At 72.4% G+C, this 12,919-nt stretch carries 8 protein-coding genes; 4 read left to right on the top strand and 4 right to left on the bottom strand.

The window, feature by feature from the left end; all coding sequences use genetic code 11:
- The first annotated feature begins 118 nt into the window (after positions 1-118).
- The 3 genes from DV20_RS32325 (at position 119) to DV20_RS32335 (ending at position 3,076) form a co-directional block, all read left to right on the top strand.
- Positions 119-1,003, top strand: a complete 885-nt coding sequence (locus tag DV20_RS32325; protein ID WP_043786858.1) for an SDR family oxidoreductase — start codon at positions 119-121, stop codon at positions 1,001-1,003.
- Between the two features lie 73 nt (positions 1,004-1,076).
- Positions 1,077-1,907, top strand: coding sequence for a PadR family transcriptional regulator (locus DV20_RS32330; protein ID WP_043786860.1), 831 nt, complete (start codon positions 1,077-1,079; stop codon positions 1,905-1,907).
- Between the two features lie 137 nt (positions 1,908-2,044).
- On the top strand, positions 2,045-3,076 hold the full coding sequence (locus DV20_RS32335; protein ID WP_043786861.1) for a class I SAM-dependent methyltransferase: 1,032 nt from the start codon (positions 2,045-2,047) through the stop codon (positions 3,074-3,076).
- Position 3,077: 1 nt separating this feature from the next.
- On the opposite strand, the gene DV20_RS32340 is transcribed toward DV20_RS32335, so the two are convergent.
- From DV20_RS32340 to DV20_RS32355, 4 genes are all read right to left on the bottom strand, one after another.
- Positions 3,078-4,400, bottom strand: a complete 1,323-nt coding sequence (locus tag DV20_RS32340; RefSeq protein WP_043786862.1) for a M14 family zinc carboxypeptidase — start codon at positions 4,398-4,400, stop codon at positions 3,078-3,080.
- Between the two features lie 209 nt (positions 4,401-4,609).
- The gene (locus tag DV20_RS32345) at positions 4,610-10,087 is read right to left on the bottom strand and encodes an ATP-binding protein (RefSeq protein ID WP_043786863.1); all 5,478 of its coding nucleotides are present in this window, start codon (positions 10,085-10,087) and stop codon (positions 4,610-4,612) included.
- 248 nt (positions 10,088-10,335) lie between these two features.
- Positions 10,336-10,575, bottom strand: a complete 240-nt coding sequence (locus tag DV20_RS32350) for a hypothetical protein (RefSeq protein WP_043786864.1) — start codon at positions 10,573-10,575, stop codon at positions 10,336-10,338.
- A gap of 147 nt (positions 10,576-10,722) precedes the next feature.
- Positions 10,723-12,348 (bottom strand): DUF6345 domain-containing protein, encoded by a 1,626-nt coding sequence (locus DV20_RS32355; protein ID WP_043786865.1) that lies wholly within the window; start codon positions 12,346-12,348, stop codon positions 10,723-10,725.
- Positions 12,349-12,576: 228 nt separating this feature from the next.
- On the opposite strand from DV20_RS32355, the gene DV20_RS32360 reads away from it, so the two are divergent.
- Positions 12,577-12,897, top strand: a complete 321-nt coding sequence (locus tag DV20_RS32360) for a hypothetical protein (RefSeq protein ID WP_043786866.1) — start codon at positions 12,577-12,579, stop codon at positions 12,895-12,897.
- Positions 12,898-12,919: the final 22 nt, after the last annotated feature.

Consider the following 12,919-nt stretch of genomic DNA (forward strand, 5'->3'; position numbering starts at 1 on the left):
GCAGTCTAGCTGCGGTGATGCCTGAACCGTATCGCCCGATGAGAACCAGGCTTTGGACGTCCCCGCCGTCGCGGCCCAACGATGGAAGCACTGTCAGCGACATACGAGGAGTACGAAAATGCGGGTGTTCGTCACCGGTGCGACGGGGTTCGTCGGCAGCGCCGTCGTCCGGGAACTCCGGGACGCGGGGCACGACGTCCTCGGCCTCGCCCGATCGGACGACAAGGCCGCGGCGCTCGCGGCCACCGGCGCCGAGGTCCGGCGCGGGAGCCTGACCGACCTGGCGGGCCTGCGCGCGGCAGCCGCCGAAGCGGACGCGGTGATCCACACCGCCTACGTCCACGACGACTTCGCCGATCTCGCGGCCGCCGCCGAGACCGACCGCGCGGCGATCGGCGCCTTCGGCGAAGCGCTGGAAGGAACCGGGAAAGCCCTGATCATCACGGCCGCGACCGGTCCGGTGGCGCCGGGGCGGATGGCCACCGAAGAGGACGCGGCCGACCCGGCGTTCCCGCGGGCGGCGTCGGAGACGGCGGCGCTCGCACTGGCCGAACGGGGGATCCGCGCGTCCGTGCTGCGGCTGCCGCACTCGGTGCACGGCGAGGGCGACGGGCACGGGTTCGTCCCGGCCCTGATCCGCCTGGCGCGCGAGACGGGGGTGTCGGCGTACCCGGGCGACGGCACCGGCCGCTGGGCCGCGGTGCACCGCTTCGACGCGGCGCGCCTGTACCGGCTGGCCGTCGAAGCGGCACCGGAGGGCGTGCGGCTGCACGCGGTCGGCGACGAAGGCGTGCCGCTGAAGGCGCTCGCCGAAGTCATCGGGGAGCACCTCGGCCTGCCGGTGCGGTCGGTGGCGGACGTCCCGGGCCACTTCGGCTGGCTCGCGCACTTCGCCGGGCCGGACGCGCCGGCGTCGAGCGTGCTGACGCAGAAGCGGCTCGGCTGGGTGCCCGAATGGCCCGGCCTGCTCGCCGATCTGGAAGCCGGGCACTACTTCGGCTGAGGGCGGGCCGCCTTGCGGTCGATCGAGCGGCGATATATCGTGTGAATGTCGCCGATACGACTAGGAGGCCACGATGGAGATGAGCGCAGGCGCGGGACGGATGTTCGCCGGGTTCGGAGGGCACTTCGAGCACCACGGGCAGCCGGGACATCCCGGGCACGGTTTGCCGGGGCACCCGGGGCACGGCCTGCCGGGACATGACGGACTCTCGGGACACGGCCTGCCGGGGCACGAGGACTGGGACGGTGGCCCGGAGCTGGCGCGCGGCTTCCCGCCGCCGCCACCCCACCCGCCGCACCCACCCCAGCCCCCGGGCGGCCCGGGGTTCCCGGGCTTCCCCGGCTTCCCGGGCGGCCCGGGATCGTTCGGCGGCCCGGGTGGCTGGTCCGGCGGCGGCGGAGCGTTCCAGCGAGTCCGCGACTTCCGCGGCGGCGGCCGCCCCCCGGCCCGCCCGGTGCGGCCGGCGGTGCTGGCGCTGCTGGCCGAGGAGCCGATGCACGGCTACCAGCTGATGCAGGAGATCCGCCGCCGCACGCACGACCGCTGGCGGCCCAGCCCGGGCTCGGTGTACCCGATCCTGCAGCAGCTGGAGGACGAAGGCCTGGTCCACACGGTCGAGACGGCCGGTCGCCGGGTGGCCGAGCTGACCGACGCGGGCCGCGAGCACGTGGCCGGCCGCGAGGAGGAGTTCGCGGCCCTGTGGGAGGAACCGGAGGAGGAACCGGGCGCCGACCGGTTCGCGGCCCTGTGGCACGCCTTGGGCGAGCTGTCGGGAGCGGCCGCCCAGGTGGGCTACAGCGGCAACGAAGCCCAGGTGGCGGAGGTGAAGAAGATCCTCGCGGACGCCCGCCGCCGGGTATACGCGGTCCTGGCCGACGCGGGCTTGGAGGACGAGGACGCCTGACGACCGCGGCCGGGGGGCGAGCGGTGCCGGGAGTGGCGGTGGGTGCCGCCCGGCCCGCGCCGCACGGGCGGCCGCGGGCCGATCCGCCGGCCGGATCGTCCACTTCGGACGGTCCGGCCGGCGGGTAGGCTCTCCCCATGGAGGAGAAGGACTTCGCCGCCCACCTGACCGCCACCATGACCGGCAGCGCCCTCACCATGCTCCTCGGCGTCGGCCACCGCACCGGCCTGCTCGCCGCGGCCGCTCGGGGGCCCGCCACCAGTGCCGGGCTCGCCGAACGCGCCGGGCTGGAGGAACGCTACGTCCGCGAGTGGCTCGGTGCCATGGTCACCGGCGGCATCTTCACCTACGACGGCCGCGAGTACACCTTCCCGCCCGAGCACGCCAAGTTCCTGCTCGGCGAAACCGCGTCGAACCTGATGCCCTCGCTGCTGACCCTGTCCGCGTTCACCGGCATCCTGCCCGAGCTGGAACGCGCCTTCGCCGAGGGCGGCGGCGTCCCGCGGTCGGCATACGGGCCCTACCTCGAGACCCTCGGCGCGAAAACCGGCGACAGCTGGAAGCACATCTACCGCGAGCACCTCGTCGACGGCTTCTTCGGCGCGGTCCCCGGCCTTCGAGACCGGCTCACGGCCGGTGCGCGCGTGCTCGACCTCGGGTGCGGCACCGGGAACGCGATCGCCGTGGCCGCCCGCGCGTTCCCCGCCTCCCGCTTCACCGGCTTGGACATCAACGCCGGCGTCATCGAGCAGGCCAGGGAGCACCGGCTGCCGAACGCCGAGTTCGCCGTCGGGGACGCCGCCGAGCTGACCGCCGATCCGCCCTACGACCTCATCACCGCGTTCGACGCCGTCCACGACCAGGACCGTCCCGACGTCGTGCTGCGCCGGATCCACGGAGCGCTTGCCCCGGACGGGTTGTTCTTCATGGTGGACACCAACTTCTCCAGCCACCTGGAGAAGAACGTCGGCAACCCGCTGGCCGCCCTGACCTACTCGATCAGCCTGATGTACTGCACGACGACGTCGCTGGCCGAGGGCGGGGCCGCGCTGGGAGCCGTGTGGGGGACCGAAAAGGCGTCGGAAATGCTCGCGGACGCGGGGTTCCGGCACGTCGAAGTGCTCGAATCCCCGCGTCCGCAGAACTGCATCTACGCCTGCCGGCCGTGACTCACTGCTGGTAGGGCGCCGCCGCGGCCTTGGCGGCGGTGACGAGCGCGCCCTTGTTCTTCGGCCAGAACGTGCTGTCGACGCAGGTGTACTTGGGCAGGAAGCCGCCGCAGGTGCCGCTCGAACCGCCGACCTCGAACGTCACGCTGGCGACGCCGAGTTCGCCGTAGGTGAAGTCGTCGGTGGTGCCGGTCGTGTCGTAGCCGACGGTCTCTTCGTTGGTGCCGACGAGGTAGCCGTTGGACGCGGCGTACTTCGCGCCGAGCCTGCGGTACTGCGCGTCGTTCGGCGAGGTGGCCTGCGTGAAGCCCCACGGGATGATGATGTCGTTGCCGTAGCTGTGCAGCGTGATCATCGTGCCCTTGGCGGTGGCGGGCGCCGGGTCGTTGTCGCCGGTGCCGCGCTGGTCCGGGAAGATCGCGCGGGCCAGCTTCTCCAGCGCCTGCACCTCCGGCTCCGAACCCGCGCTCACGCCCTGGTAGGTCTCGGAGCAGGCGGAGTTGGAGTCGCCGCCCCACTTGAACGTCGAGTTGCGGTTGAGGTCGACGCCGATGTTCGTGCCCGTGCAGCTGCCGCGGGAGTTGTTCGCGTTCTTGCGCTGCAGCTTCGGCGAGTTCCCGCCGGAGGCGACGATGTCGACGCCGTCGGGGTTGGCGATCGGCACCACCCAGACCTCCGTCGTGTCCAGAATGGACTTCGCGGTGGCGTCGGTGGCGTAGCCGTCGGCGAGGTAGTCGATCCAGCGCCAGGCGAGCTCGCCGGTCGACAGCTCGCGCGCGTGGATCTGGCCCATCAGGAAGAACTTCGGCTTCTTCGACGTCGTCGACAGCGTGCAGTCGCCGGTCTGCTTCTTCGTCAGGCAGATGGCCTGGATGTCGTGGCCGCCCAGGCCCTTCGTCTTCTTCCACGACTGGCCGATCGTGTACTTCGTGGCCAGGTCGGGGTGCGCCGACGCGACCTGCGTCAGGTGGCTCTCGTGCGCGGTGACGGTCCGGTACCCGCCGTAGTAGGTGTCCGCCGCCAGCTTGTTCGTCTCGGCGGGCAGTTCCTTGTAGACGGTGTCGAAGAAGGAAGGCCGGTAGCCGAGCGCCCGCAGTTTCGCGGCGACGCCCCGCCCGCCGACGACGTTGACGCTGCCGGCGTCGTCACCTTCCTCGACGTCGAACCCGGCTTCGGTCAGCGCCTGGGCCTGGGCGGCGGTGGCCGGGACGCGCCAGAACACCGGCGTGTCGGCCGTCTGCGCGACGGCGGTGCCGCCGAGCAGGGAGGTGAGCAGGACCCCGGACGCCGCGAGGGCGAGCCGGGACAGGGACCTTGACGCCATCGGGGGATCTCCTCACGCCGCACGGATGGAGGTCCGGTCGGAACCCGTGGTCACCGTACCGGCACGCACAGTGTGTCGGCAGCGCACAAAGGGCCCATACCCCCGAAAGTCGCGAAGCGCCGGAATGCCGGAGGGCGGCACTTTCACGTGAAAGTGCCGCCCTCCGCCCTCCGGAGCGCAGCTTTCCCGTGAAAGCTGCGGCGCGGGGGTTACTTCTTCAGGCCGTGCTCGATCGCCTCGATGATGCGGGGGCGCAGCTCGGCCGCCGAGATGATCGCGTCCACCGAGCCGACCTCGACCGCGCGCTGGATGCTGTGCACCCGGTCGAACTCCGCCGCCACCTCACTCACCTTCTCCGCGCGGACCGCCGACTGGACCTCGGCCAGCTGGGCGTTCAACGCGGCCCGGGAAGCGCCGCTCGCCGCGGCCACCTGGGCCTGCAGGTCCGTGACGCGCGGGTCGTTCGCCGTGCGGTTGTTGACCTCGCCGGCGAACACCACCGCCGCCGCCGGGGCGCCACCCAGCACCGAGGCGAACGAGCCCTCCAGCGCCAGCACCGTCATGTTCGGGTTGAGCGCCTTCGAGAACACCACGAACGCGCCGCCGTGGTAGCGGGAGATCACGCAGAACACGATCGGGCCCTCGAAGTTGACGATCGCCCGGCCGATCTCCGCGCCGTACTCCAGCTGCAGCTTCCGCAGCGACTCCGGCGAGCCGTCGAAGCCGGACAGGTTCGCCAGCACGACCAGCGGCCGGTTGCCCGACGCCGCGTTGATCGCCCGCGCGGTCTTCTTCGACGACCGCGGGAACAGCGTCCCCGCGGTGTAGGTGTCCGGCCCGTCGGTGGGCGGGAAGCCGCGCCGCGGCACCGACCGCGACTCGATGCCGATGAGGCAGACCGGCCGGCCGCCGATGTGCACGTCCTGCACCGCCGAAGTCTCCGCGTCCGCCATGCCCGCCCAGCGCTCCAGCACCGGGTGGTCCTGGTCGGACAGCGCGCGCATCACCGTGCGGATGTCGAACGGCTTCTTGCGGTCCGGGTTGTGTTCGGCCGAGAAGATCTCCCCGACCGTCCGGAAGTCGCTGCCCACGATCGCGTGCGGGAACGCCGAGACGTCCCGGTCGACCGGGTCGTTCGTGCCCGCCTTGCGCGGCCCGGCCTCACCCGGCACCACGTACGTGTGGTCGTAGTGCGCCATCAGCACCTGGCGCGCGGCCGGCAGGTTCGGCGCCCAGTACTGCGCCTGGCCGTTCGGGCCCATGACGCGGTCGTAGCCGCCGATGCCGAAGTTGTCCTCGGCCGACACACCGCCCGAGAAGTCGAGGGCCTGCTTGCCGGTGAGCACCATCGCCGAATCCGGCGTCATCACCAGGATGCCCTTGGTGTGCATGAGCATCGTGGCCTCGGCGTTCCAGTACGGCTGGGCGCCGACGTTGATGCCGTTGACCACGATGTTGATCTCGCCGCCGTCCTGGGTGAACGTGACGATCCGCTTGAGCGCGGCGGCCACCCAGTCCATGTTCTCGGTGCCCGAGGACATGGAGATCCGCGCGCCCGAGGACAGCGCGAACCACTCCAGCGGGACCCGCATCCGCTCGGCCAGGTCGAGCGCCGCGATCACGCGGGAGCACTCCGGCTCCGACAGCGCGCCCAGCGACTTCGTCGGGTCGCCGAGCAGCACGACACGGGTGACGCCCTCGGGGTGCCGCTCGGTCGGGGTCGTGACGACGCCGGCGATGATCGCCGCGCTGTTCTTGCCCTTCGGCCGGTCCACCGGGACCAGCACACCCGAGTCGTCCAGGTCGTGCTCGACGAAAGTGCCTTCCGGACCGGACAGCAGGCCGGTGAGCTCGTACGGGTAGACGGTGCCCCGCCGCGCCGCGCGCAGCACCTTCAGGCGGTAGTCGTCCAGCGGCTTGACCGGCTCGGTCGACGGCGCCTCGACGTGCAGCCGCGCGCCGTGCCCGTGGTCGAGGGTGATCCGGACGGCGAGCTCGGTCAGCTTGCCCGCGTCCGTGCGCCGCCGCGCCAGGAACTGGACCTCCTCCAGCCCGGCCCCGACCGAGGTCGGCAGGATGCGCTGGACGAGCTGGTTCAGCTCCTCGGTGGTCAGGTCGGTCGGCGGCCAGACGTACATCATGATCCGGTTCGTGTCGAACCGCTTGTTCTGCGGCCGCTGCGCCTGGATGTTGCGGATCGCGTCGAGGCAGGCGGTGACCGCGTCCTCGAGCGCCGGCAGGGCGACCAGCCGCCCGTCGGCTTCGCGCAGCGGGGTCAGGTCGCGGACCTGGCCCATCGCGATCAGCCGCTCGTCGGCCGGGTTGGTCTTCGCCACGGCCTTGAACAGGTAGATCTCCTCGTCCGCCGACGGCAGGCGGGTGAGGTCGAACTCGCGCAGCCGCTGCAGCTGCAGGCGCTGGGCGATCTGCGGGTGCAGGCCGCGGATCAGCCTGTCCTCGGTGAAGGCGGCGGAGTTCCCGCCTGCGCGCTCGAAGGTGAAGTGGTGGTGCATGACGGCGCCGCCGGTGCCGGCCACGGTGACCACGATCCGGCGCACGCCCGCGGCCGGCGGGTTTTCGGCCAGCAGCGTGCCGAGCCGCTCGGCGGTCGCGTCGACGTCCGGCTGGTCCTCCCAGCGCAGGTAGAGGTCGGCGACCGCGCCTTCGGTGGCCACCTCGCCGAGCGCGCGCAGCGCGCCGGGCAGGGCGGCGATGTCGGCGGCGGTGGTGACCAGCGGCAGCACGCCTGCGGGGGTGTTCAGCTCGGCGGTCAGCCAGCGGTGGCCGCCGGCTTCGCGCACGGTGACCGCGGACAGCCGCCGGTTGCCGTAGTACCGGCGGGTCAGCACCTCCAGCAGGGGCGCGTGGTCGCGGCCCGGCCGCCCGATCCGCTGCCCGATCAGCCGGACCAGCGGCTGCGAGCCGGTGATCATGGCCTGGATCCGCTCGGCGCGGTCCGGGGCGTCCGGGTGCTGGTCGAGGTAGGTCAGCTCGGTGCGGACGGCGGCGTAGACGCGGGCGCGGTTGCGGCGCAGCAACGGCTGGGCGAACCAGCGGAACACCACGCCGCGGGCCAGATCGGACACCGCGGGGAAGCGCACCTGGGTGGCCTCGACCAGGTGTTCCAGGGTGAGCCCGGCGCGCTCGCTCAGCGGCTCGGCCGGCGGAGCCCCGGTCAGCCACTGCCGCAGCAGTTCGGAGACGACCGCGACGTCGGCCGCCGTCCGCTGCTGGGCCAGGAAGATCCGGAAGACCGCGGCCTCCAGCTCCGGGGTGCGCTCGAGGTCGTCGACGCCGTAGTGCGCGAGGACCCGCTTGAGCTTCGCCTGGAAGCCTTCGCTGACGCCGGCGCGTTCGACGTCGAGGCTCTGCAGGTAGCTGTGGAAGAACTCGCGCGGGCTGTGCACCGCGCCGTTCGGCACGGTGTCCTCGCCGCCCGGGGTGTTGCGGCTGAGCTCGGACAGGTCGGCGAAGACGGTGAGCAGCTCCAGCTCGCCTTCGACCGGCCGGTTGCCCAGCTCGGCGCGGGCCTCCAGGTAGGTGGCGACGAGCCGCTCGCGCTCGGCCGGGTCGACGTCGAAGCCGAGCAGCAGGCTGCGCAGGTCCTGCAGGCCGCGTTCGACCCGCTCGGCCGCGGACACGCCGTCCGGCACCGAGGGCAGCTCGATCTCGACGGTCTCGGTCTCGCCGGCCGCCTCGTCCTCGGCGCCGTCGGCCAGCGGTTCCAGGCGCATCAGCGGCGCGCCGGTCTCGACCTGGCTGCCGACGGACACCGGGCACTCGCGGACGCGGGCGCGGAACGGCGCCCGCAGCACCGTCTCCATCTTCATGCTCTCCAGCACGAGGATCGGCGCGTTGGCCTCGACCTCGTCCCCGACGGCCAGCGGCGTCGCGACGACGAGCGCGGGCGCGGGGGAGCGGACGACGCCGCCCTCGTCGCGGCTGATGCGGTGGGTGACGCCGTCGACCTCGACGAGGTGGATCGGGCCGTGCGTGGCCGAGACCAGCCGGAAGCGCCGTCCGTTGACCAGGATCTGCCCGCTGTGGGCGTCGAACCGGTCGATCCGGATGTCGGCGTGGTGGACCTCGGACGCCCCGGCCGAGACACCGACGCGGAACCGGCTGCGGCCGGCCCTGGCGACGGAGACGCGGTAGCCGACGCCGCGGAGCTTGAGGTCGAGCGGACGGCCGCTGTCGTGCTGCACCTGCGGGCGCCCGCCGTGCGCGGTGGACAGCAGCCGCTGGACGGAGACCTCTTCCTCGTCCTGGTAGGCCTCGATGGCGGCCGCCGCGAGGGCGATCGCGGAGTGCCGGTGGGTGACCAGGCGGCCTTCGGCCCGGACGCGGTCGATCCAGCCGGTGTCCGCGCTGGCGTCGATCACCTCGGGCTGGTCGAGCAGGTCGAGCACGAAGCTCTTGTTGGTCGCGCCGCCCTCGATGATCACCGTGGTCTCGGCCATCGCGCGGCGCAGCCGGCCGAGTGCCTCGTCGCGGTCACGGCCGTAGGCGATGATCTTGGCGATCATCGAGTCGAAGTCGGCCGGGATGATGTCGCCTTCGCTGACGCCGGTGTCGACGCGGATGCCGGGACCGGCCGGCAGGGCCAGCCGCGCGATGCGGCCGGGGGAGGGGGCGAAGTCGCGGTCGGGGTCCTCGGCGTTGAGCCGCGCCTCGACGGCGTGGCCGCTCTCGGCGGGCTGCTCGCCTTCGAGCTTCCCGCCGCCTGCCACGTGCAGCTGCAGCTTGACCAGGTCGGTGCCGGTGGTGATCTCGGTGATCGGGTGCTCGACCTGCAGGCGGGTGTTGACCTCGAGGAAGGCGAACAGCTTCTCGCCCGGGTGGTACAGGAACTCGACGGTGCACGCGCCGCGGTAGCCCACCGCCACCGCGAGCCGCTCCGCCGACGCCTTCAGCTCGGCGGCCTGCGCCGGCGCGAGGACCGGCGACGCCGACTCTTCGATGATCTTCTGGTTGCGCCGCTGCACCGAGCAGTCGCGGACGCCGAGCGCCCACGCCGTCGCGCCGTCGGAGATCACCTGGACCTCGACGTGCCGGGCGCCGGTGACCAGGCGCTCCAGGAACACGACGCCCGAGCCGAACGCGCGCAGCGCTTCCTGGCTCGTGCGCTCGTAGGCGTCGGCCAGCTCGTCGGCCGAGGACACCTTGCGGATGCCGCGCCCGCCGCCGCCCGCGGTCGCCTTGAGCATCAGCGGGTAGCCGATCTGCTCGCCGGCCTTGAGCGCGTCTTCGAGGGTGGCGACCTCGCCGCGGCTCCACGGCGCGACCGGCACGCCGACCTCTTCGGCGATCAGCTTCGCGCCGATCTTGTCGCCGAGCTTGCGCATCGCGTCCGCGCTCGGCCCGACGAAGGTGACGCCGACCTTCTCGCACAGCTCGGCGAACGCTGGATCCTCGGCGACGAAGCCCCAGCCGACCCAGGCGGCGTCGGCCTTCGTCTCGACCAGCGCCCGCTCGAGTTTCGCCAGGTCGAGGTAGGGCCGCGCCGAGGCCGGGCCCAGGTCGTAGGCCAGATCGGCTTCGCGGACGAACGTGGCGGTGCGGTCGGCGTCGGTGTAGAGGGCGACCGTCTCGATCCGCGTCCCGGTTTCCGCCGACAGATCCCGGACGGCGTGGATGAGCCGCATCGCGGCCTCTCCGCGGTTGACGATGGCGACACGACTGAACACCGGCTGAGCCTCCCAAGTACGCACGCGCAGAAGGCGACGTACCCGTCGTGGAACGTCGCCCGCACCTGTCTACACCCTGGTGGATGACGCCCGGCCGGACCAATGTCCGCCATGGCGCATGCCGGGGCGGCTGCGTTGTGGGAACCCGACAAAAAGCGACCCGCGCCACACCGTCCGGAGCGGTTTTCACGCGAGGTTCGCGACAAAGCACCCGACGCGAACGCAAACGGGAGGTGGCGCGGAAGCGATCAGGAGGCGAGCAGGACGTCGGAGTCCAGGACCTGGCCCAGTTCGCGGCGTTCGGCCTCCGACAGCGGGACGGCGGCGACGTCGCACCGGCCGTCGGGCCCGGGCGCGGTGGTGATCGCCAGCACGGGCCGGCCGTCGATCTCCCGCAGCGTGACACGGCCCCCGCACGCCAGGTCGACGGTGACGCCCGGCCGGTCGCGATGCCTGCCCAGCCAGCGGCTGACGAAATCGAAGGTCATCGCGGTCTCCCCTCGGTACGGCGCACTCCCCTGGAGTACAGGTGTCACGTGTTGATGCCCCGAATACCCCGCGGTTACACCCGAACGAGCGAAACGACGGGCCGGCACCCCCCGACGCGGTGCCGGCCCGTCCGCCGTTCCCGGTGATCAGCGCAGCGGCGCCTCGAGGATGTACCGCTTCGCGAGACCCGCGCCGCAGTCGACCTCGACCGTCCGCCGGACGACCGGCGTGCCGTCGTCGCCGCGCAGCGCGTAGCCGACCGCCGTCGAGTCCGGGATCGTGCGGACCTCGGCGGGCACGCGGCCGCCGGCGGACAGCCGGCGCAGCAGCCGCTGCATCGGCGCGTCGAGCACCTCGTCCACCGTGGCGGGCTGCCGGGTCGCTTCCCCGGCCGGCGGCGACGCGGCGGGTGCGCTCTCGCTCAGCCGGTCGACCTCGCGGGTCGCGTCGACGATCGTCGTCACCGTGCCGCCGCCGTCGATGCCGACCCGGACCTCGCCCAGGCCGGGCGTGACGACCGGGTGGCCGTCGACCAGCTGCGTGAACACCACGTGGGTCTCGCGCACCCGCGGGTCGGCGATGTCGCCGGCCGTGCCGCCGGCGTGGTACTGGTGCCGCACCTTGTCGGCGACCAGGTCGACCCGGTCGGCCAGGCCGAACGTCTCGATGGCGTCCTGGGCGATCCGGACGGCTTCGTCCGCGCTCGGCGCGTCCCGGCCGGTGCCGTCGGCGTCGGCGAAGGTGATCTCGCGGACGCCGCGGTGGTCGATGGTCAGCCGCGGCCCGCTCTGGCCGGCACCCAGCACGACGCCGTGCGGGCCCATCGCGTCGTCGGCCACCCCGCCGCCGAGCCGGACCCCGTAGTGACCGGCCAGCTCGGTCAGCCGCGCCGGCGAAAGCCGTGCCGGGGCGAACCGGGCGGTCTGCGGCGAGCCCGGCAGCTCCAGCCGCGGCGCCCGGATGCTCTTGGCGGCGTCGTACCAGGTCCACCACCACCAGTTCTTCGACGCGGCGGCGGTCGAGAAGGTCCCTTCGTTCCACAGCCGGTCCTGCGCTTCGGCCTGCGTCGCTCCGCACGCGACGGCTGAGGGCGCCTGGTGGTGGTCGATGTCCCACGACGCGTCCAGCCACGCCTTGCCGAACTTGTGGCCGTTGCCGTTCCACTTGCTGAAGAAGTAGGCGCCGTAGTGCGGGCTGTCGACGCTGGTGGTCTCGAAGCCGAAGATCATCCGCAGGCCGAGGTTGGCCGCGTCCCAGGTGCGGATCGGGCTGTTGCCGTCGCCGATGCGCAGCGAGAGGCAGGTGGAGAAGAACAGGTAGCGCGCGACCTCGTTGCCCAGCCGCATGTCGGCCGAGTTCGCCCAGGCCGACCCGCCCCAGGTGCCGCCCATCGGCATCCGGAAGACGCCGCCCGAGTCCATCGTCCCGTGCCCGGAGTGGTACTCGGCGACGCAGGCGTCGAAGCCGTAGGTGCCCTGCCAGTCGTCGTACTGCTCGCCGTAGATCCACGACAGCACCCCGCCGTCGGTGTACCAGAAGTTCGGCGCGGTGAACTGCTTGACGTAATTGTAGAAACCGCCGGCGTCGTCGTGGGTGTAGGAAAGGTCGTTGATGCCGGGCGGGAAGTCCTCGATGGAGCAGACGCCGTACCGGTTCGACCCCCGATCGGCGGCCACGCCGGTCCCGGCGAACGGATCTGCCGAGGTCAGCGCCTGAGCGCCGGTGGGTGCACCCGGTGGTGCGGTGACCACGCCGTTCTTGAGCAGTGCCATGATTCCTCCCCGTGGATCGCAGAACGCGGCGATCGGAAGGTAGCCGTCAAAGCGGTGAAAACAATCGGATACATCTTTTTGCCACACCTTCAGCTCAACTTTTTCAGCGCTGCACCGATTCCGTGGCCCATTTTTGCCCGGCGCCGGGAACCGGTCGGCCGGCACCGGCCACAGTGGACAGCTCGGCAGGAGGTGCGCGCGCGGGACCGGCCGGTCCAGGATGGCCGGATGGAACTGGGGCGGCTGGTCGCGACGGCACGGGACCTGTTCTCCGCCCGGCTCGTCTACGGCGATCCGGTGGAGCGCGACGGCGCCACGGTGATCCCGGCTGTCGCCGTCTTCGGCGGCGGCGGCGGAGGCGGCGATGACACCGGCGTGCTGCCGGTCCGGGAGGGCGCCGGCTTCGGTGTGCTCGCCCGGCCCGTCGGCGCCTTCGTCGTCCGGGACGGTGCTGTCACCTGGGTCCCCGCCGTCGACGTCACGCGGCTCGGGCTGGCTGTCGCCGTCACCGTTGCCGTCGTCGCGAAGATCCTGGCGAAGCGCGGCTGACTCCGCCGAAAGTTCACCGCCG

The organism is Amycolatopsis rifamycinica, from assembly GCF_000695625.1.
Classification (GTDB): domain Bacteria; phylum Actinomycetota; class Actinomycetes; order Mycobacteriales; family Pseudonocardiaceae; genus Amycolatopsis; species Amycolatopsis rifamycinica.